This window comes from Pseudomonas sp. EU05-FHT14B02, from assembly GCF_058791055.1.
Genome location: NZ_JBYTDD010000031.1, coordinates 74,925 through 96,150, shown reverse-complemented (window position 1 = coordinate 96,150; position 21,226 = coordinate 74,925). Strand labels below are relative to the sequence as shown.

General features: G+C 57.7%; 18 protein-coding genes. 6 read left to right on the top strand and 12 right to left on the bottom strand.

The window, feature by feature from the left end; translation table 11 throughout:
• Window positions 1-198: 198 nt before the first annotated feature.
• Entirely contained in the window at window positions 199-792 is a 594-nt protein-coding gene (locus AC3WTM_RS24345; RefSeq protein ID WP_256585971.1) for a hypothetical protein, read from the bottom strand.
• A 360-nt stretch (window positions 793-1,152) separates the two neighbouring features.
• Here AC3WTM_RS24345 and AC3WTM_RS24340 point away from each other — a divergent pair, with 360 nt between their 5' ends.
• The gene (locus AC3WTM_RS24340; RefSeq protein ID WP_102670208.1) at window positions 1,153-1,341 is read left to right on the top strand and encodes a ribbon-helix-helix protein, CopG family; all 189 of its coding nucleotides are present in this window, start codon (window positions 1,153-1,155) and stop codon (window positions 1,339-1,341) included.
• A gap of 21 nt (window positions 1,342-1,362) precedes the next feature.
• On the opposite strand, the gene AC3WTM_RS24335 is transcribed toward AC3WTM_RS24340, so the two are convergent.
• Window positions 1,363-3,024, bottom strand: a complete 1,662-nt coding sequence (locus AC3WTM_RS24335) for a SulP family inorganic anion transporter (protein ID WP_102670209.1) — start codon at window positions 3,022-3,024, stop codon at window positions 1,363-1,365.
• A 174-nt stretch (window positions 3,025-3,198) separates the two neighbouring features.
• Between AC3WTM_RS24335 and AC3WTM_RS24330 the strand changes: the two genes are divergently transcribed.
• Window positions 3,199-3,429 (top strand): hypothetical protein, encoded by a 231-nt coding sequence (locus AC3WTM_RS24330; protein ID WP_032828974.1) that lies wholly within the window; start codon window positions 3,199-3,201, stop codon window positions 3,427-3,429.
• Window positions 3,430-3,738: 309 nt separating this feature from the next.
• Here the strand turns inward: AC3WTM_RS24330 and AC3WTM_RS24325 are convergent, their stop codons facing one another.
• From AC3WTM_RS24325 to AC3WTM_RS24290, 8 genes are all read right to left on the bottom strand, one after another.
• Window positions 3,739-5,106 (bottom strand): sensor histidine kinase, encoded by a 1,368-nt coding sequence (locus AC3WTM_RS24325; protein WP_102670210.1) that lies wholly within the window; start codon window positions 5,104-5,106, stop codon window positions 3,739-3,741.
• The gene (locus AC3WTM_RS24320) at window positions 5,103-5,765 is read right to left on the bottom strand and encodes a response regulator (protein ID WP_102670211.1); all 663 of its coding nucleotides are present in this window, start codon (window positions 5,763-5,765) and stop codon (window positions 5,103-5,105) included. Before AC3WTM_RS24320 ends, AC3WTM_RS24325 begins: the two co-directional genes overlap by 4 nt.
• Window positions 5,766-5,776: 11 nt before the next feature.
• Window positions 5,777-6,421 carry a tetratricopeptide repeat protein gene (locus AC3WTM_RS24315; RefSeq protein WP_102670212.1) on the bottom strand — a complete coding sequence of 215 codons (645 nt, stop codon included), beginning with the start codon at window positions 6,419-6,421 and terminating at the stop codon, window positions 5,777-5,779.
• A complete protein-coding gene (locus tag AC3WTM_RS24310) occupies window positions 6,418-7,227 on the bottom strand; it encodes an SDR family oxidoreductase (RefSeq protein WP_102670213.1) in 810 nt (269 codons plus the stop codon). Before AC3WTM_RS24310 ends, AC3WTM_RS24315 begins: the two co-directional genes overlap by 4 nt.
• The gene (locus AC3WTM_RS24305) at window positions 7,214-7,888 is read right to left on the bottom strand and encodes an iron-containing redox enzyme family protein (RefSeq protein ID WP_102670214.1); all 675 of its coding nucleotides are present in this window, start codon (window positions 7,886-7,888) and stop codon (window positions 7,214-7,216) included. Before AC3WTM_RS24305 ends, AC3WTM_RS24310 begins: the two co-directional genes overlap by 14 nt.
• Entirely contained in the window at window positions 7,885-9,366 is a 1,482-nt protein-coding gene (locus AC3WTM_RS24300; protein ID WP_102670215.1) for an AMP-binding protein, read from the bottom strand. The genes AC3WTM_RS24305 and AC3WTM_RS24300 overlap by 4 nt, the downstream gene beginning before the upstream one ends.
• Complete coding sequence (locus AC3WTM_RS24295) at window positions 9,356-10,033, bottom strand: thermostable hemolysin (RefSeq protein WP_102670216.1); 678 nt, start codon at window positions 10,031-10,033, stop codon at window positions 9,356-9,358. The genes AC3WTM_RS24300 and AC3WTM_RS24295 overlap by 11 nt, the downstream gene beginning before the upstream one ends.
• 213 nt (window positions 10,034-10,246) lie before the next feature.
• Window positions 10,247-12,529, bottom strand: coding sequence for a heavy metal translocating P-type ATPase (locus AC3WTM_RS24290; protein WP_102670217.1), 2,283 nt, complete (start codon window positions 12,527-12,529; stop codon window positions 10,247-10,249).
• Between the two features lie 307 nt (window positions 12,530-12,836).
• Between AC3WTM_RS24290 and AC3WTM_RS24285 the strand changes: the two genes are divergently transcribed.
• The 4 genes from AC3WTM_RS24285 to ftsH all read left to right on the top strand — a co-directional run bounded on the left by AC3WTM_RS24285 (window position 12,837) and on the right by ftsH (window position 17,876).
• Complete coding sequence (locus AC3WTM_RS24285; protein ID WP_256585974.1) at window positions 12,837-14,273, top strand: basic amino acid/polyamine antiporter; 1,437 nt, start codon at window positions 12,837-12,839, stop codon at window positions 14,271-14,273.
• A gap of 86 nt (window positions 14,274-14,359) precedes the next feature.
• A complete protein-coding gene (locus tag AC3WTM_RS24280; protein ID WP_102670219.1) occupies window positions 14,360-14,902 on the top strand; it encodes an Hsp20/alpha crystallin family protein in 543 nt (180 codons plus the stop codon).
• A gap of 359 nt (window positions 14,903-15,261) precedes the next feature.
• Window positions 15,262-15,909 carry a BON domain-containing protein gene (locus AC3WTM_RS24275; RefSeq protein WP_102670220.1) on the top strand — a complete coding sequence of 216 codons (648 nt, stop codon included), beginning with the start codon at window positions 15,262-15,264 and terminating at the stop codon, window positions 15,907-15,909.
• An 89-nt stretch (window positions 15,910-15,998) separates the two neighbouring features.
• The gene (gene ftsH, locus AC3WTM_RS24270) at window positions 15,999-17,876 is read left to right on the top strand and encodes an ATP-dependent zinc metalloprotease FtsH (RefSeq protein WP_102670221.1); all 1,878 of its coding nucleotides are present in this window, start codon (window positions 15,999-16,001) and stop codon (window positions 17,874-17,876) included.
• Here ftsH and AC3WTM_RS24265 read toward each other — a convergent pair.
• Window positions 17,873-18,757, bottom strand: coding sequence for a universal stress protein (locus AC3WTM_RS24265; protein ID WP_102670222.1), 885 nt, complete (start codon window positions 18,755-18,757; stop codon window positions 17,873-17,875). The two genes, ftsH and AC3WTM_RS24265, sit on opposite strands and share 4 nt — an antisense overlap.
• Window positions 18,758-18,810: 53 nt before the next feature.
• On the bottom strand, window positions 18,811-21,186 hold the full coding sequence (locus AC3WTM_RS24260; protein WP_102670285.1) for a phosphoketolase family protein: 2,376 nt from the start codon (window positions 21,184-21,186) through the stop codon (window positions 18,811-18,813).
• Window positions 21,187-21,226: the final 40 nt, after the last annotated feature.

The window sequence follows — 21,226 nt, the reverse complement described above, 5'->3', positions numbered from 1 at the left end:
CGGAGAATGCTGCATCTCACTGATATCTTGGTATTTTTTTTAATCAGTCATTTTCTACTTTTTCATCAGGCGTCACACTTACGAAGCTCATGAACATTTCTAACATAGCATCTGGTTTAACATAATATACATTATGCGAAGTACAACATACGGGCTTGAGGGGCTCTTGTGGTCAGATTTAAAGGCAGGCACTGCCTCTTACGCATCACCTGGTTCAGCTTGCTGCTTGGCGATGTAACTCACAATGTATGAATCCTGCGATCCGCGCTCCTTGTGATAACCAACCACGTTGGCCAACGTCCACCGCAGCATCCTCATCAGCATCGGGTCAGAGGATTTCGCGCAGCTGGACTCGTATGGATACCGGGTGTTGGTGAACACACTTTGATATTTTTCAAAGCATTCTTCTTGGCTGTCCAGTGCCAGGCTGCGCCTGATCTGTTCAGGAACGGCATGAAACAACGTTAGCAAATCATGCCAATCAACACGTTGGCCGTGGTCAGTTTTCCCCGAGTCTTGAAGACGTTTGTGAGCCGTCTTGATTGCCTCTTTATCGAGGACGCAGGTTTCCCCAGTCGTTCCCTGGTGCTGGTCTGGAATCGAAATAAAGCTCTTTAGCAGGATCTCCATACTCGTCGCTGCATTGACTTGTGCTACGTGTGGCAGATGTTGCGCATCCAGCAGCTCGGCTGCTTTCAGGTAGCTGTGCGCGCTTTCGAGCATCCAGCCCGGGAAGTGATCGATTGATGTTTTTTCCCTTATTGCTAGCTTCTGTTGAGCGATATCGTTCATTTTTTTGGAAGATAGCGTCCAAGGATGAGCTACCCTACTCTTTTGCTGATTTACAGTTATAACTAAACTAAACGGCTATTTAGTTTAGTTATTAAACTGACCGCAAAAAATGGTAGTCCCACCCCTGCCTTCTCTATGACGATTGCTACGAGCAGCTTTGCTCGGTTAACCGCAACGTAAAAAAGCAGGATCGGTACCCGATTCGAGCGAAACCTGATCGAAGCGGATCCGGCTCTTCACCCACCGCGAGAACCAAATCTGTACTTGTGGGTAAGCAGCAAGCCGCCCGTACAGTGACAGCACTGAACAAGGCAATTACAATTTGATTAACATCCAGCGACTTAAGCGATTGAATACCCCATGGAAAGCAAGACTGCGCGCCTCACTGTGCTCATTGACCCCACCAAGAAAAAAGCTTTCGAGGAACTCTGTGCTGCACAAGACCTGACGTCTTCACAGGTGGTCCGTCAACTGATTCGCGACTATCTGGATACTCACGGTGCCAGCTATTCGACCAAGAGTAAGCATGCCACCAACACCAAGTCATAATCCAACACGGACAGTTAGCCTCTAGAGTGTCGACGTACCCTCTACGTGACTGGCCGCGTTGGCCAGTGCGATGTTGAAATCGGCGTGGTAATGCTCCGGGCCGATTTCTTGCAGGATCCCTACCCTTTCGAGCTTGCCGAGCACCTTCGTGTTCGCTTCGCAGAGTTTCACCACGACATTGCGCTTGTGCAGCTGCTGAATAACCTCCTCCAGTACTTGCAAGCCCGTGATATCCATGAACGGTACGCGCTTCAGACGAATAATCAGCAGGCGTGGATCAGTATGGGTCTGTGCTAACACACGCTCGAAGGTCTCAGCCGCGCCAAAGAACAATGGCCCTTCAATCGTGTAAATCAGTGTCCCTGGTGGCAGTCGAGCATGCCCGCTGGCCCTCAGCTCTTCTTCAAGTTCGTGCTCGACTATCTGCTGCACCTCCACAGATGAGGCCATGCGTCGCATGAAGTGCAGCATCGCGAGAATGACACCTATATTCACGGCGATCACCAAGTCACTGAACACTGTGAGGCTGAAGGTGATGAGCAGGATGGATACGTCTGCGCGTGGGGCTCGCTGCACCATGCGCTTGAAGTGTCTCAACTCGCTCATGTTGTACGCGACCACGAAAAGAATGGCGGCCAGGGCGCACAGTGGGATGTTTGAGGCCAAGGGTGCCAGGAACAAAATAATAAGCACCAAGGTGGCAGCGTGCGTAATGCCGGCCAGTGGGCTCGTGCCGCCGTTACGGATATTGGTTGCAGTACGGGCAATGGCTCCGGTAGCTGCGAAGCCGCCAAACAATGGCGTGACCAGGTTGGCCACCCCCTGCCCGATCAGTTCCTGATTTGAATCATGCTTGGTACCCGCCATGCCATCGGCCACCATTGCGGACAGCAGTGATTCGATTGCTCCAAGCATGGCGATAGTGAAAGCCGGACCAATCAAATCGATGACGCGGGACAGCGTGATTTCAGGCAGGCTAAACACTGGAAGACCTTGAGGTATGCCACCAAATGAGCTGCCAATCGTGGCGACTCCCTCGAAATGAAAGGTTGTCTGTATCGCTGTAGCGACCGCCATTGCGACTAGCGGGCCAGGCACCCGTTTGAAACCGGGAATTTTGGAAGCGGTGATCACCAGGAAAAGACTGAGTGCAGCCAACAGGGTAGTGGCCATATGAAGATCCGGGAGAGCCTGTAGCAAATGCCAGAGCTTTTCATGGAAGTGCTCTCCACTGATTGCCGGCAAACCGAAAAAGTCTTTCCACTGTCCGACCCAGATGATCACGCCGATGCCCGCGGTGAATCCGACGATCACTGGATCGGGGATAAACTTGATGATTGCACCGAGCCGGGTAATACCCAGCAAAAACAACATGGCCCCCGCCATCATCGTGGCGATTTGCAGGCCGTCAACGCCATGCTTGGCCGTGACTCCCGCCAGAATCACGATGAATGCACCGGTCGGCCCGGCAATCTGCAAGCGGCTTCCCCCAAAGAGTGAAACCAGTAGGCCGCCGATGATTGCGGTGTAGATGCCTTGCTCAGGCTTGACGCCAGACGCAATGGCAAACGCCATTGCCAGGGGAAGTGCCACGATCCCTACGATCACGCCAGACACCATATTGCGAAGCCAGTGCCCTCGCCCCAACAACCCTGCCTTCCATGCCTCTCCTATCGCAATCATGGCTAGCTCCTCAGTGGATGCATGTGCATAATATTAACATATGGTGTTAATTGAAATACCCTGAATCCACTGTGTAGTGCGGCTGGAAATGTTTATAGTGAAGCCTCGCATGAGGCTGAACGAGCGCGTACTGCAAATAGAAAATTCGACAGCGCGTGTAGCGTGGTGACTGACATGAATCGTAAAGCGGTGAAAAGCAAACATGCCGAAGGCGTGACCTTCGACACCCATGTGATCGCAAACCCGACCAACCCCAAGGAGTGGATTGTGTTCTTCAAGAAGGACGCCGGTAGAAGTTATTTCTTGGTTGATGACAACGAGGAGGTCGAGTCTTTCGGGCATCTGGATGACTTGATCGCCGAGCTTCGAGACTTGGGACTCAAGACCGCTGAAATCCATTTCTAACCTTTGGACCACACCCAGGGAGACATGAGGCGGACATACGGATTCCGCCTATTAGCGCGAACCGGCGAACTACTCCGTAACAACCGCGGTATCTAACGACTTTCGTAGATAGGTTGCCGATGCAGGACACAAATGCTTGAACTGGAGGGTTTGACTGATAGCGACCGGCGCTTCACACAACGTAGTTTGAGATACGCATCGCCAGCCATTGGGAATCGATGCATCTGATAGCCGTTTTATTGATTGGCAATGTCAGCTATGGGTTGAATCCACACCCAATAACAGTCTCTCAAACTGTCAATGGTCGAGTCATAAACGACCGATTTCCAACGTAGCGCGCAATCCCGCAGGGATACGATTCTCCAGTTTTACCTGCCCACCAAAACGATCTGCAATAGCCTTGACGATGGTCAGCCCCAACCCTGCACCCTGATCATTTCCGCGGCTGTAGAAACGCTCGAAAAGGCGATCGCGATCTTGCTCATTGATGCCCGGCCCCTCATCCTCGACAGACAGCTCGAAGCTATTTTCCTTTTCGACCAGCCTTACAGTGATGACTCCGTGCTTGGGGGAGAAATTCGCCGCGTTGGTAACCAGGTTGTTCAAGGCAATATCAATCGCGGTCGGGTCGATTCTCGCAAGACCGATGTCGTCGCTGACCTCATAAACCAGTTCAAACCCCTTGCTCAGCAACCAGGGGGTCAACTGAACCAGGCTGTCGCGAACGGTGCTCGCCAGATCAATAGGTGCAGGCGGTTCAGTCCCTGTCACAGGCTCAATACGAGCCATCGTCAGTAATTGGTTAACCAGTCGACTGGTACGGTCCACGCCGGCAATCAAGAATTCGAGCGATGCGCAACGATCCTCTTCACTCTTTGCCTCCATCAGATTTTCCGCGTGAATCCTGAGCACGGCCAGAGGTGTACGCATTTCGTGGGCGGCAGCCGCGATAAAGCGTCGCTCGCGCCCCATGACTTCCTGAATTTGCGCGAGCATGCGATTGAGGGCGGCCTGCATGGGCTCAAGCTCAGTGGGGAGTGGCGTCAATTGCAAGGGTTCGAGTGAGCCGGGCTTCCGGGCCCGCAGCGTTGCGGCCATATTGACCAGCGGTTTCAATCCCCAGCCGATGGCCAGCCAGATCATGGCGGCCAGCAAGAGACTCCCCAGAATATTAGGCCACAGCGTGTGGCGTACTATTCGGTCCACCAGGTCCATTCGCACGTCGTCGCGCTCACCCACCCAGATGCGCAGGTTGTTCTGCTTGTCTTCAAGCAGGAAGGCCCGCCAATGCCGGTTATTCAGGTCGACTACATCGCTGAAGCCCGGTATGACCGCAGGTGTGCTGAAGGACGGAGAACTGGCCGTATGTACCAGCACTTCGTTCTTGGCGTTCCACACCTGAAACGCGATCTTTGTTTCATACGGATGCCCGTCGGCCCTGGGCGTCGCCTCGTTCAGGGCCTGGTTGAAAGCCTTGTACAGATCCGCATGGTCTTTGCTCACCATGGGCATACGCATGACGCCTTGCAACAGGCGAGCGTTCTGGGCCAGCTGGGCATCATAGACTTCGGCGATTTCGTGGTTGCTGTCGTGCAGATTGAACACACTGATCACGGCCAGGCCTGCGAGCATCAGGCCGATGATCAGGACCAGTGTACGACGACGGATAGAGCTCATCGACGCTCCTCTACCAGGTAACCGATACCTCGGACGGTACGGATCAGATCGGTGGAGAATTTTTTGCGCAGGTGATGGATGTGCACTTCCAGAGTGTTGCTTTCGGCCTCCTCGTTCCAGCCGTACAGCAACTGCATCAGATGATCGCGAGTCATTACCCGGCCAGGTGGCGAGAGTAGTTCGTGAAGCAACTGGTACTCCTTGGGCGTCAGGGCCACTGACTCGCCTTTGTAGCTGACTTGCTGGGTGCCGGGGTTCAGGGTGATACCTGCGTGTTCGATCAGCGATTGTCCCCGCCCGGCACTGCGACGAAGCAACGCACGTATGCGCGCCTTCAATTCTGCCAGGTCGAAAGGCTTGATCAGGTAGTCATCGGCACCGGCATCCAGACCGGCGATACGGTCTTCGGTGGCATCGCGCGCGGTCAGGATCAACACCGGCAGATTGGAACCGCTGTCACGCAAGCGCCTGAGCACTTCGAGACCGTCCATGCGTGGCAGGCCAAGGTCGAGCACCGCCAGATCGAAGATTTCACTGAGCAGCGAGTGCAAGGCGCTGTTGCCGTCCTGCAACCAGTCGACGGTATAACCTTCCCGGCTGAGGGCCTGATGAATGCCCTCGCCGAGCGCAACGTCATCCTCTATGAGTAATAAACGCACAGGATCTCCTGTCAGCCGAGTTTCTTGTTCACGTCCACCAACAGCGTTTCGATCTCCTTGCGGCGCCCGGTATCAGCGCTCTCGCGGCCAGGTCGAGGCGCAGCCTGCAAGGCTTTTAGCAGCGCTGCCCTGGCTTCAACATAACGCTTCTGACGGTAGAGGTGATCGCCCCAGAAGTACAGGCTGTCGATGCCGTTGGGGTTAATTTGTAATGCCAGCTTGAGCAACTGTTCGGCCTTGTCCGAATCGCCGAAACCGATGGGCCAACCCGGTACGCGGTCATAGAGGGCCGCCAGACTGGTATAGGCTGAACCTTGCAGGGCCTTGGGGTCCAGAGTCAAGGCTGTTTCCAGATCGGCTTTGGCGTCCTTGACCTTGCTCAGCGCACCCAGCCCTCCTTGGGCGCCCGCCCAACTGCTGGTAACAATGCCAGACCAGATCCAGGCCTCAGCCAGTGTTTGGCGTTCCTGTTTGAAGCTCGAAGCCTGAGCGGCCAGCTTTTCAAAAGCAGCAGGTCGTTGCCCCTCGGGCAACTCGTACTGAATATGCGCCCAGCTTTGCTGGATACCGTTGAGACGCTGCTGGTCGGCAGCATCCAGCGCCCAGACACTCTGACTCAATGCGCCGAGCAGCAGGCAAACGATGATCTTTTTCATGGTTCGAGACTCTCCTGGTCGGGTTTCTGGCTCAGGCGGCGGATTAGCGGCAATTGTTTGCGCAAACCACGGTCCACCAGATGGGGAAGGAAGCTGTTCAGGCGTACAGCAAAACGCTCGGGCCACCCCAGGTACAAGTCGCGACGGTCACCGGCAATGGCATGAATTACCGCGGCCGCTACGGTTTGCGGATCGTCGACATTGGTCTTGAGCGCATCGTTCAGCGCCTGGGCCGCCGGGCTGTTCATGCTGGTACGTGTCGCTCGCGGGGCAACGTAAAGCACTTTGACCCGAGTGTCTGCCAGCTCCCGGCGCAGGGCTTCGGAGAACCCGCGCAGGGCAAACTTGGTGGCGCAGTAACTGGCGTAGCCGGGGTAGCCAATGGAGCCATAGGTCGAACCTACGTTCACCACCATGGCACTATCGGCTTCCTTGAGCAGAGGCAACATCAGCTTGGTCAGGCACATCGGCGCACTGATGTTCACCGCGAGCATCGAATTGATCTCGCTGTCATCCAGTTGTTCAAGCATGGCGAAATGATTGATCCCGGCCGCATTGATCAGCAGATTGATGCCGCCGATGCCCCGGGCTCGCGCCAGCACCTGGCGGCGGTCGCTGAGCAACGTCAGGTCCGCACGGACCCAGCACAGGTTATCGGGATAACGCTCAAGCAGCGGCACCAAGGGTTCCCGATGTCGAGCCACCGCCAGTACATGGGCACCACTGGCGCACAGTGCGGCGGCAATGGCCAGGCCGATGCCGCCGCTGGCACCGGTCAACACGACGCGAGCTTCAGACAGGCGCATGCAGATTCTCCCCGTTACGCGGCAAGCCACGAAACATATCGGTGTAGAGCCGGTACACCACTTTGGAGGCGTGAATGACGGCGGCCTGGTCGCCCGGGTCTTCAAGACTGTTCATCAATCGACGGTAGGTCTGCATATGCTCGATATCCAGAGAGCCGTGGGAGCTGAGGTAACTGAAGGCGTTTTCCGGCAAGTCCAGGCGCTGGCGAATACTGCCGGCGGCGTGTGTGGCCAAGGCGATGCTCGTGCCTTCAAGTACGTTGACCATGCCGAACAGTCCCACCGGATTGTCCCTGGCAATCAGGTCGTAGAGGAAGCTGACCATCAATTCGATCGGCAATGACGGACGCCCGTCGCGTACAGCGTCCCTGTCACCGCCGCAGGCTTGAATGTCATTGAGTACCCATTGTTCGTGACCATATTCGTCCTCGATGTATTCACATACCGCTTCGCGCAACCATTCCAGACGCAATGGCAGGCGCGCACCGCAGGCCATCATCAGCGGCACGGTATGGCGTACGTGGTAATAGGCCTGAGCCAGAAAGGCCCGGTAACTTTCCAGGCTGACGTCGCCCTGCAGCGCATCCCGGATGATCGGCAAGTTGAACAACTCAATGCGCTCTTGCTCAGTGGCTTGTTGCAGCGTGTCAAAAAAACTCATGGTGCGGATTCCTCGGAAAGTGCAGATTCGGCCAATTGCGCCCGGTAGCGCTCGACGATAGCGTCACGGCGGGGCCGGCCATTGACGGTGAGCAAGCCGTTGGTGGGAGTGAAGGGTTGGTCGAGGCGGCTCCAGTGATGGACCTGGGCGTACTCGGGTAAAGCCTCATTGGCCTGGGCCACGGCGGCGGCCAGTTGTTCGTCTGTGCAGTCGGGGCGAAGGGGCCAGAGCAGCGCATGGTTGTGAGGCATGGCCTCGCCATAGACGAAGGCTTGGGCGACAGGCCCGCGCTGGGTCAATTCGGCTTCCACCCACTCGGGGTTTACGTTGCGCCCGAAACTGGTGACGAACTGATGTTTCTTGCGTCCCTTGAGGTAGAGAAACCCCTCGGCGTCGAACTCGCCGAGATCGCCGCTAGGCCACCACTGGGCTGTGTGCGGCGCCTCTCCCAGATAGCCCAGCAAGGTTGAACCCTTGATCAGCACTTCGCCGTCGTCCGCCAGGCGAATCTCCACATGGGGCAATGGCCGTCCGACACTGCCGGGGCGCCGTGCTTGCGGGTGATTGAGGCACACTACCGACGCGCACTCGGACAGCCCGTAACCTTCATAGACGGGCATGCGCACCTTTTGAGCGCGATGCAGTAAATCTTCGCTGACACGGGCACCGCCCACAGCGGTAAAACGCAGATGCTGTGGGTCGAAAGCCTTCTGCTCGACAGCGTTGACCAGCAACAGCAACAACTGCGGCACCAGAATCAGGCTGTGGGGCGAACGGCTGGCCAGACATCCCAACAGCTGGGGCACATCCGCACCGCTGGCGCCTTGAATTCCCAGGGTTTTCTGGCTAGGCAGGCTCAAGGTAGCGCCGGCATACAGTGCGGCGTAACAACCGATGTTCTCCAGCAAAATGGCGAGCGGCAGCAGCGCCAAGTGATGTTGCGGGGCGGTGGGCTGGCTGGCCAGGTGCAGCTCACGAGCGACCCGCAAAATGCTGTCTGCACTCAAGCACACGCCCTTGGGTGTGCCTGTGGTGCCCGAGGTAAAGGTCAACTTGGCGGTGCCTAAAGGCATCCGGTTCAAGCCACTGAACGTGCGACGCCAGAACTCGCCGCACTTCTGATATCCAGCCGCTTGCAGTTCATCATGCAGTTGCGGTTCCGCAATGACGTGTTCGGCCTGGCTTTGCTCCAGGCAATGCATGCGTTGTGCCGGGCTGAAAAAAGGCGGCAAGGCCACGCAGGTCAAACCCTCGAACAACGCGGCAAGGTCCCACAACATGGCTTCGACGCCATTGTCCAGCGCCAGTGCGAGCACCTTGACCCGGTCATTGCGCAGACGCTGCTGGCGATGAAAGACTTCGGTAGACAGCGTGGCGTAGTCCAGTTTCAGATGATCGCCCCACAACGCAATGGCGTTGGTTTTTTGCTCAGCATGATGACGCAGGGTCTGTTTGAATCGCTCTATTTCAGGCGACATGGCAGGCCCCTTCAATGGAGGTTGGCAAGCCCAGGCGACTGAACAGACCTATGTTGCGCAAATGAATGAAACCGGAGCGGATATTGCCAACATGAACCCACGGCTTGCTTTCGTAGTAACTGCCCCAGGCATGGCGGTCCTCGCCCAGGCGCTCCGGGTCGGCAGCACACAACGTCATGGGCTTCAAGCCAAGACGATGAAAGCTGTTGACCAGCCCCAGGTTCCCGGTAAAGGCGACCCACTCCAGCCCTCCCATGGCGAGCAGGTAGGTCATCGCGATGATGCTCATCCGTGCGCTGCCGGTGTCGCTGGCAGCCAGGTTGCCCACCTCGACGATGGCTGAGCGGCTTACGGCGTGGCCGGCCGCGGAACCAATCAGCGAGTCGATCGCCTCGTCCAGGTAACCTTCCAGAAACAGCGGCCCGGCGCTCGCCAGACGTACGCCGACCACCGCACAAAGCGCACCGGAAGGATCGCTCATGCCAAACAGCTCCGGCATGAAATGGCGAATATCGGCACCGTGGGCCTTATGAAAACGTTGCTGGATAAAGGCTTCGAAGACGCTCCGCTGCGGAGCGTCCGGCAAGGCCCTGACGAGATACATCTGCTGTGCTTCGGCCAGACCAAAGTGCAGTGGCAACTGAACGTTCCAGTTGAAATCGGACATTGGAAAACTTCTCCCCGGATCAATTGGGGAGGAGTATCAAAGCCATTTCTTAACGAAGTCTGAAGGTGACAAAAAAATTAGCCGAAGCGGTTTTCTAACAGGTAGAACAGGATCAACAGATTCCAACGCCCTTCGAGTGGCTCGAACTATAAAATTTCCGGCACAAGACAATGGATCAGTTAGTTGCAAAAGCGTTGTGCCTTACTAAGGTTTTTAGCGCCTATCAAGATAGCGGAACAACTCCTCCTCCTGATCAAAGTGCAGTCGCACAAGGGTGTCTAGCCGAATCAGCTGATGCTGAATCTCATTGGAAGAGGCCGTTGCAGGATCGGCACTAAAATCGCGGCTCATACGAGCTATCAGATGGATGAGGCGAAAAATCTCGCGGTGAGCGTGGCTCATGGCAGACATAGGGTCCTCGCCCGGCAGGCTTCGCGTTAGCAGCGGGTACAGCGCGTGTTCATCATCGCGCTCATGCTGCGCCAATGAGGTTTGCAGTTTGTCGACCAGCTCCAGCAAGTCGGTTCGCGCTTGCGCAACCGGGCGCCGGGCGAAGTCACTGGCCAGTTGGTGCAGGTCACTCAACACACTGGACAATTGCCGGTGTTCATCCTGCAGGCGATCAATATGTTGCGCGGTCAGCTTTTCCTGCCGGCGCCCCCACATCGGTCCCAATGCCCGTAATGCGTTGATGATGATCACCACATCAATGCCCTCCTGCACCACAGCACCGACCAGCGGTGCCAGGTAGCCGAGGGCAGCCGCCACCATGGCCAGCAATGACAGGCCCATGCCGACCAGCACGCCCATGCGGGCGATGTGGCGGGTTCGTCGGGCAATGTCCAGTGCCTCGACCAGGCGATCCAGACGATCCACCAGCAGCACGACGCCGGCGGCTTGCGAAGAAGCGGTGGCACCGTTGGCCCCCATCGCCACACCGACGTTCGCCGCCGCCAATGCGGGAGCATCGTTGATGCCATCGCCGACCATCAGCGTGCTGGTACGCAAACAACCTTCCTGTACGGCACGCACTTTATCCTCCGGGGTCAAGCCGGCGCGCAGTTCGTCTATTCCGGCAGACAGTGCGATCATCTCGGCGGTTTCCAGGCGATCACCGGTGAGCATGACGATCCTCTCGATACCTTTGTTGCGCAATCGACGCAGCGTTTGCGGGGTTTCGCGCCGAACGGTATCTGCGAAAACCAACAGGCCGACGAGCTGCCCATCCACTTCTATGAAGCTGCCACTGCACGCCAGGTAATCCATATGGCGCAGCATGGCGGCGGCCCAGTCGGTCTCGGGGGCGTCTTTGTGAGCAAAAGACAACGTGCCCAATCGCACCCGCCTGCCATCAATCACTCCACAAAGCCCCGAACCCGGACTTTCTTCCACCTCGCTCGGAACGCTAAGGGGCAAATGGCGCTGTTGCGCCGCCTCGACGATGGCCTGGGAGACAGGGTGCGTCGAGGCCTGTGCCAGCGAGGCGGCCAGGCCAAGCAATTGCTGCGAGTCGGCCAGGCCCTTGACTTCGATCGACTGCAGGCGGGCGTGCCCACTGGTCAGCGTGCCGGTCTTGTCGAAAAAAATCTGCTTGATCCCGGCCAGCGCTTCCAGGGTCGCTCCGTCCTTGATCAGTATGCCGCGCCGGGCAGCCCTGGAAATCCCGGACATGATCGAAATGGGCACTGCCAGAATCAAAGGGCAAGGTGTGGCCACCACCAGCACCGCCAACGCTCGCAAGGGGTCGCCACTCATTTGCCAGGCCAATGCCGCCATCAGCAACGTCAGCGGGATGAAGAACAGCGCGTAGCGGTCGGCCAATCGCACAAAAGGCGCGCGCGAACGGCGTGCCGCCTCGGCCAACCGCACGATTGCGGCATAGGTGCTTTGCGCGGCGGTTCGCGTAGCGACCAGCCGGATGGGGGCGCCGACATTGGATACGCCGCTGGGCAATTGCTCGCCTTCTCGTCGGGTCACGGGCAAGGACTCACCGCTAAGTGCCGATTCGTCAAGAATGGCCGCAGGACTCAGTAATCGGCCATCCACCGGTACCACCTCTCCCAGGCGTACCAGCAACGTCTGATGCGGCTGGATGCTTTCAACAGGGATCTGGCGCAAACCGCCCTCCTCCTGCAACCAGGCAAAACGTGGCGCACGATCGATCAGCGCACGCAGTTCGCGCTCGGCTCGTTGCCTGGTGAAAAACTCCAGGGTGCGTCCGGTCGCCAGCATCAAGGCAATCACCGCCGCGACCAGCGTCTGCTGAAAAACCAGGGCGGCGGTGATCGACAGCAGTGCGATCAGGTCTACACCCGTTTCGCGCCGGGCCAGCCGTCCGGCGATCTCGACGAGCAGCACCAAGGCCATCAGCAGACTGCCTGCGGCCCAAGACATCGAGGCCCAGTCAGGCTTTTGCGCTACATGTGCAACGCCCCCGGCCAGCAGCGCCAGTGTTGTGAGCAGCAAAAGCATGGGGTCCAGCCATTTACTGAACATTGATGTGCGCACCTCGAAACACTGTCTATCTCTGGTGATCAATCATCTGCCACTGATCAAGTAGAGCTTAGGAGTTGAAAGTCTTTTGTGTCGGCCAGGGCTGAGCCATTGAGGCGATGGACAGACCAGGTCTTCGTCTTGTTTCTGATCTACATCAAACCGGCTGGGGACGTTTTCGCAAGAATCAGAATCAGCAGTCGCACCATTGCATTCGATGGAAGCAGCAACTCTCGACTTGTGGAGGCTTCTCATGGCTACGCATGTGCATGGCACCCAACCGATCGCTCCGCCGACAGCCGCTGCCCCAATGGCAGGCAGCTTGCGAAAGGCTGAGCCCAAACGTCTGTCCCTGAGTCTGCTGATTGCCCTGGTAGTTGGCTCAATGATCGGCAGTGGCATTTTCAGCCTGCCGCAAAACATGGCGGCGAGTGCCGGCGCCGGAGCGATTCTGATTGGCTGGTTGATCACTGGCGTCGGCATGTTGTCGTTGGCGCTGGTCTATCAAACCTTGTCCAACCGCCAACCGGCGCTGGACAACGGCGTGTTTGCTTATGCGCGGGGGCTGGGCGGCGATTTCCTCGGCTTTTACTCCGCCTGGGGCTATTGGATCAGCGCCTGGATCGGCAACGTCAGCTACCTGGTGATTCTTTTTGCTGCGCTGAGTTTTTTCTTCCCTCTGTTCGGTGAAGGCAACAACAAAGCAGCAATTGCCGGAGCGTCCGTGCTGCTGTGGTCGTTGCACTGGATGATCCTCAGGGGGATGGGCACCGCGATACGCGCCAACGGGTTGACGACAGCAGCCAAGATCGTGCCCTTGTTGCTGTTCATCGGGCTGGTGATCGCCGCGTTTCAACGTGAAACCTTCGCAGTCGATTTCTGGGGCACACCGGCCTTGGGCAGCACCCTTGACCAAGTCAAAAGCACCATGCTGGTGACCGTCTGGGTGTTCATCGGGATCGAGGGTGCCAACGTGTTCTCCGCCCGCGCAGCGCAGCGGGCCAATGTCGGTCGTGCCACGGTTATCGGTTTCGTCATCACTCTGTTGCTGCTGATTGCGGTGTCGCTGCTGTCGCTGGGCATTCTCAAACAACCGGAGTTGGCGGCCCTGAAGAACCCCTCGATGGCGGGTGTGCTAGAGGCGGCAGCCGGGCCGTGGGGAGCGATCCTGATCAGCGTCGGCTTGATCATTTCAGTGGGCGGTGCCCTGCTCGCCTGGACGCTGCTGGCGGCGGAATCGATGTTCACGCCTGCACAGGAAAAGGTCATGCCGGGGACATTCGCCGTGGAAAACACCCGGGGGGTGCCGGTCAATGCGCTGTGGATCACCAACGGCTGCATTCAGCTGTTCCTGTTGCTGACCCTGTATTCGAGCGCCACTTACCTGGCCCTTATCTCTCTTGCCACGTCGATGATTCTGCTGCCATACCTGTTCAGCGGACTGTATGCATTGAAGCTGACCTGGCAGGGCCAGACCTACGCCGGCCACCGCGCCCTGCAACTGCGCGACATGGCCATCGCCTCGGTCGCCACCCTGTATTGCCTGTGGCTGCTGTATGCCGCCGGGCCCAAATACATACTGCTCAGCGCGTTGCTCTATGCCCCCGGCTCGTTGATTTTCCTGGGCACCTTGAGGGCTCGTCAGGGACAACCGCTCAATGGGCCCGAGACGGGACTGTTGATCATGATCTGGACGGCGGCAGTCTACGCCGGGTGGGTGCTGTGGTCAGGGACGCTGACTCTCTAATACCGGTATCTGGGGTCTGGTCTTTTGGGGCGGACTACTCAAAGGAATGTACGCGGTCCGCCTCCTATCCGAGAGGAGTGTTGAAAATGAGCAATTCCGCAAAAAAAATGCAGGTCCATACAGACGAAAAATCGAGTCAGGCTCCCGTGACGACAGAGCTTTGGCGGCCCTTTGAAAAGCTTCGGCAACAGGTCGATCACCTGTTCGAGGATTTCAATCGGGGATCATTGATGTCGCCCTTCAGTCGTGGACTGTTCGATATTGAACCGCTCTGGCGCAGTGAACTGAAAGGCTATGGTTTGCCTGCGGTGGACATCACCGAAAAAGACAAGAGCTTCGAAATCACCGCCGAACTGCCCGGCATGGATCAGAAGAACATCGAGATCAAGCTGTCCAACGGCAATCTGATCATCAGAGGAGAAAAGAAAGAGGAGAAGGAAGAAAGTAAAAAGGGCTATTACTTGAGCGAGCGTCATTACGGATCCTTCGAGCGGATGTTCAGCCTGCCCAAAGGCGTGGACGCCGACAAGATCGAAGCGAGTTACAGCAAAGGCGTGCTGAGTGTCTCGCTGCCGAAAAAGCCCGAAGCCATGAAAGCGGATAAAACCGTGCCAATCAAAGGCGAGTGAGTCCGGTGATCCCCTGCCCATTGCCGGGAAGCCGGCAATGGGCAGGGCGTAAGCGCTACCGGCATGGCTGAGGTGGTTCGCGATAAACCCTTTCACTCGTCACCGGCAGTCCGGCACTGCATTGATACCGGGGTTGTCGTTTCCGCCAGTGGCGATGCACTTCCAATAACCTTCCCGTGGCGCAGGCACAGTGCCTGTGCTCGCTCGTCTGACATTTATCAAAAACCGTCTGGCGAATAGCCGGGCGGTCCACTTCAGCCTTGTTGATTTAGCTCAATGTCTTCGTATCGCGCAGGCGTAGAAAAAGAAATGGGCTTTCGCAGCCCGTGCATTTCAGTCATCCGGAACAGGACACGGTCATGAGCGATTTAAGCTTGCGTAAAACCATTTTGGAAGAGCTCGAGTTTCAACCCGATATCGACGCTGCCCATATTGGCGTAAGCGTGGACAACGGGGTTGTGACACTCTCCGGTCACGTGAAAAGTTACGCCCAGAAAGTCAGCGCCGAACGTGCGGTAAAGGCAATCAAAGGCGTACGTGCCGTGGCCGAGGAAATACAGGTCCGGTTGGAAAAAGGCGCAGGTACGGCCGATGACACCATTGCCAACCGCGCCGTCAACATCATCTCGTGGCGTTCCGATACGCCCGAAGGCGACATCAAGGTCATCGTGCAAAAAGGCTGGGTAACCCTGGAAGGTCAAGTGGACTGGCAATATCAGAAGGAACTCGCCGAAAGCGCCGTGCGCAAACTGTCGGGCGTAGTGGGCGTGGACAATCGCATCACCCTGCGCCCCAGAGTGAAGGTGTTCGATATCCAGCAAAGTATCGAAGACGCCCTCAAGCGCAACGCTGAAGTCGATGCCAGGGGCATACGTATCAAGGTCGAAGGCAGTGTTGTGAAACTTGAAGGCAAAGTGCACTTCTGGCGTGAACGTGAAATCGTCGAACGTGCTGCCTGGGCGGTGCCCGGTGTCAGCAAAGTGGACGACCAATTGCTGATCGCCTGAATCATCGCCCCGGGAAGTCCATCATTGCCCGGGGCGATCCAATGGCAATCGTACCCCGCTCCATGCCCCCTCCTTTGCGAGCCATGGCCATGAAAAAAAATCATCAATGGAACCTGTCTTTCTTTGCCATTGCGTTTATCGCGCTGACCCTGGTGCAATTTCTGTTGATTGACCGCCGAGTGGTGCAGCCCCTTCCCTATAGCCAGTTTCTGCAACTGCTCAATGAACACAAACTCAGCGATTTACGGATCGAGAAAAATGAGATCAGCGGCAAGTTGCAGGAACCTATCGAGGGCCGCACCCTGTTTTCCACGGTTCGGGTCGATCCGGCGTTGGCAACGGACCTCGCCAGTTCAGGTGTCGGCTTCACCGGGGTCAATGAAAACACCTTCCTCAACGGCCTGCTGGGCTGGCTCCTGCCCTTTGTGCTGATCATGGTGATCTGGCATTTCCTGTTTCGCGGGTTGGCGGAAAAACAAGGCATGGGCGGTCTGATGAACATCGGCAAGTCCCGGGCCAAGGTGTTTGTCCAGCGCGATACCGGCGTGACCTTCGCCGATGTAGCGGGCATCGATGAAGCCAAGACCGAACTGGTGGAGATCGTCTCGTTCCTCAAGGACAAGGCCAAATACGCGCGCCTGGGTGCGCACATTCCCAAGGGAACATTGCTGGTCGGCCCTCCTGGCACCGGCAAGACTCTGGTAGCCAAAGCCATCGCCGGTGAAGCCGGCGTGCCGTTTTTCTCGATCTCCGGTTCGGAGTTTGTCGAGCTGTTCGTCGGGGTGGGGGCCGCCCGGGTTCACGATCTGTTCGAGCAAGCGCGGGAGGCGGCACCCTGCATCATTTTCATCGACGAACTGGATGCGCTGGGCAAAATGCGCGGCGTCGGCATCGTCGGCGCAAATGACGAAAAGGAGCAAACCCTCAATCAGTTGCTGGCAGAGCTGGACGGTTTCGATCCCCGGGAAGGTGTCGTGTTGCTCGCCGCGACCAATCGGCCGGAGATTCTCGACCCTGCGTTACTACGCGCTGGGCGGATCGACCGCCAAGTACTGATCGATCGCCCGGACCGTAAGGGCCGCCAGGCGATCCTTAAAGTCCATCTGCAAAAAATAACCGTCGAACCCGGCCTTGATGGCGAGCGTATTGCCGACCTCACCACGGGTTTCACCGGTGCCGATCTGGCCAACCTGGTCAACGAAGCCGCCATCGTCGCCACCCGCCGCGCCGCCGATGCGGTCAGCCTCGATGATTTCACCGCTGCCGTTGAGCGCATTGTCGCCGGCGTCGAACGCAAGAGCAGCGTGCTGCGCCCCGAGGAGCGCCAAGTGGTGGCCTATCACGAGATGGGGCATGCCCTGGCCGCCAGCAGTCTGCCAACCATGGATCCTGTGCACAAAGTCTCGATTGTGCCCCGGGCCATTGGTTCGCTGGGTTACACGTTGCAGCGCCCCACTGAAGATCACTTCCTGATCAGTAGCCAAATGCTCAAAGACCGGATTGTCGTTCTGATGGCCGGACGCGCGGCCGAATTCCTTACCTATGGCCAGATATCTACCGGGGCGGCCGATGATCTGGTTCACGCCACCGACATTGCCCGGCAATTGATCACACGATTCGGAATGAGTAGCGAGCTGGGCCAGTCGGTGCTGGAACGCAAAAACGCGACGTTCCTCGGGGATCGTCTGCCGGGCCTTGGAGAAAAGGACTATTCGGAACAAACGGCCAGGGAAATCGATCTCGGCATTCGTGGTTTGCTCGATGAGGCGTACGGGCGGGCCAAGGCGTTGCTTGCCAGTCGTCGCGCCGATCTGGACGCCGGGGCCCGTCTGTTGCTTGAAAAGGAAACGCTCACGCCCGAAGAGTTTCCTCCGCTCAGGCCTGTACAGCCGGCTCCCGCGCCTGCCCAAGTGAGCGACATACCGCCGCAGGTCACGAAGGAGGTACCTTGCCGGACGCGCCCCTAAACCGCCAGAACACAGCACGGCACCTGATACAGAATGTGCTCGGTGGTGCTGCCCAACAGCTTGCCCATACCACGGGACTGGACTTTGCCCATGACGATCACATCCACTTGATGGTCGTGGGCGAACTCACTCAAGACCGCGACCGGGTGCCCTTCGATGAAGTGTCGACGATCGGAGGGCACGCCGAACTGGCCAGCCAGCTTCAGGAAGGCTTTTTGCAGATCCGTGCCAAGCGCCTTGGTGAGTTCGGCGAGGGTAAGGCCGTCACAGTCCGCCAGATACGCCGCCGAGATAGCACAGGCGTACAACAGATGCAGTTCGGCATTGCATTGCATGGCAAGGCCGCATGCCTGTTTGATGATCCGTTCGTTCAATGCGTTGTCGGCCGGCTCGACATCAGTCACTTCGACCGCAGCCACCACCTTGCGCGGTAATACGTGGCTGCTGCCACCCAGCAGGTACACCGGCACTGGGCAATGGCGCAGCAGGTGCCAGTCCAGCGGGGTGAAGATTGCCCGTTTGAATGCCGACTCATGCTGGATCTGCTTGATCAACAGATCCGGTTGCATGTCGGAGACATAATCGATGATGTCCTGCTCGAGGTCCTTGGCCCACGCTACTTGCGTGGTCACTGCGATCTCTCTGTCACGCAGCGGGTCGGTCTGTTCCTTGAGCCAGTCTCGATGGGGGCGCAGGCAGTCCTCACACAGCTGTGCCCTGTCGCGTTCCTCAAGCATCCACAATCCTTTGATTGCGGGAACCAGCGCCGCGACATGCAAACTGGCGCCGCTGGCCTTGGCCAGCGCCGCAGCCTGCTGGATCGCCTGGGAATGGCGAAACGTCGGATCAATTATCAGCAACAACCGTTGGTACTGGCTCATGACAGGCCTCCAGTCAGGTAAAAGTCCAACGCAGACGAGCGTCCTACCGGACGTCAGCGCCCCGTCCCAGGCGTCCATTGCCAGTTCAACACTTCCGGCATGTCCTGCCCGTACTCAATGAGGTAGAGCTTGTGTTTTTCCATGGTCGACCAATAGCGCGACCAGGCCGTTTGCCGTTGATCCTGCAACCGCGGCACCCGCTCGATGACATCCAGCGCCAGCCTGTAACGGTCCATGTTGTTGATCACCGCCATGTCGAACGGCGTGGTGGTCGCGCCTTCCTCAATGAACCCGCGCACGTGAAAATTTTCATGATTGCTGCGTTTGTACACCAGCCGGTGGATCAGCGCAGGGTAGCCATGAAAGGCGAAAATGACCGGCTTATCGACGGTAAACAACTCATCGAAGGCGGTGTCCGGCAAACCATGGGGATGCCGGGTGGCAGGCTGCAACACCATCAGGTCGACGACATTGATCACTCTGATCCGTAAATCCGGTACGTATTCGTGCAACAAGGTCACGGCCGCCAGGGTTTCCAGGGTCGGCACGTCACCGGCGCAAGCCATCACTACATCCGGATCGCCATCTTCGCGACAGGCCCAGTCCCACCGGCCTATTCCCATCTGGCAGTGCCTGATGGCGGCATCCATGTCCAGCCATTGCCATTCCGGTTGCTTGCCGGCGACGATCACGTTGATGTAGTCACGGGATCTGAGGCAGTGGTCCGCCACCGACAACAGACAATTGGCATCGGGTGGCAGGTAGATCCGTACCAGGTCCGATTTCTTGTTCGCCACCAGGTCGAGAAACCCCGGGTCCTGGTGGGAGAAACCGTTATGGTCCTGACGCCAGACATGGGACGTCAACAGGTAATTAAGTGCGGCGATAGGCTTACGCCACGGTACTTCGGCAGCGGTTTTCAACCATTTGGCGTGTTGATTGACCATCGAATCGACGATATGGATAAACGCCTCGTAACAGGAAAACAGTCCGTGACGCCCTGTCAGCAAATAGCCTTCCAGCCAGCCCTCGCACACCTGTTCACTGAGGATCTCCATCACCCGCCCATCGGCCGCCAGGTTGAGGTCTTCGGGCTCAGTCGGGTCCATCCATACCTTGGAGCTGACCTCGTAGACCGCATCCAGTCTGTTCGATGCGGTTTCATCCGGGCCGAACAGTCGGAAGTTACGCAAAGCCAGACTGTTTTTCATCACATCGCGCAAATAGGTGCCCAAAACCCTCGTCGCCTCCGCACGCAAGCTGCCGGGCAGGGCGAATTTCACGGCATAGTCTGTAAATCGCGGCAGATCCAGCGGTCGCAGTAGCAAGCCGCCATTGGCATGGGGGTTGGCGCTCATGCGTCGGTGTCCGGTAGGCGCCAATGCGGCGATTTCGGGCAGTAAGGCGCCATGAGCATCGAACAATTCATCCGGACGGTAGCTATAGAGCCAGTCTTCCAACTGACGAATGTGGAGTGGTTGCTGGAAATCGGCCAACGGCACCTGGTGTGCCCGCCAAGTGCCTTCGACTCTATGGCCGTCGACGAACCTGGGGCCGGTCCAGCCCTTGGGCGTACGTAACACCAGCATCGGCCAGAGCGGGCGCTCCGGTGCCTGATTCGACGGACTGCGGCGCGCGACGCGCTGAATCTCCGCAATTTTGAGCCATATCGTGTCCAGGGTTCTGGCCAGCGACTGGTGCACCTCCATCGGGTCATCGCCCTCGACGAAATACGGATCGTAGCCATAGCCACACATCAGCGCCGACAGTTCGTCCTCGCTGATTCTGGAGAGTATCGTCGGGTTGGCGATTTTGTAGCCGTTGAGATGCAGGATCGGCAATACTGCGCCGTCTCGCGCCGGGTTGAGGAATTTGTTGGAGTGCCAACTGGCTGCCAGCGTTGCCGTTTCCGCCTCCCCATCACCGATCACACAGGCCACGATCAAATCGGGATTATCGAACGCGGCCCCGAAGGCATGGGCCAGGCTATAGCCCAATTCGCCACCTTCATGAATCGAGCCGGGAATTTGCGCCGAAACATGACTGGAAATGCCATAGGGCCAGGAGAATTGCCGGAACAGACGTACCAGACCATTGGTGTTGCGCTCCACCGACGGACAGAATTCGGTGTAGGTGCCCTCCAGGTACGTCTGCGCCACTACCGCCGGGCCGCCATGGCCCGGGCCTGCCATGAAGAGCATGTTCAAGTCATAAGCGTTGATCAGTCGGTTCAGGTGCGTATAGATCAGGTTCAACCCCGGAGCCGTCCCCCAATGGCCGAGCAACCGCGGTTTGATGTGTGCCAGGCTCAACGGCTCCTTGAGCAGTGGGTTGTCCTTGAGGTAGATCTGCCCGACAGCCAGATAGTTGGATGCCCGCCAATAGGCATCCAGCCCTTCCAATTGCTCAGCATTCAGAAAGTCACTCATGATTTTCTCCGCCGAAGGCTCCAAACCCAGCCACTTTTTC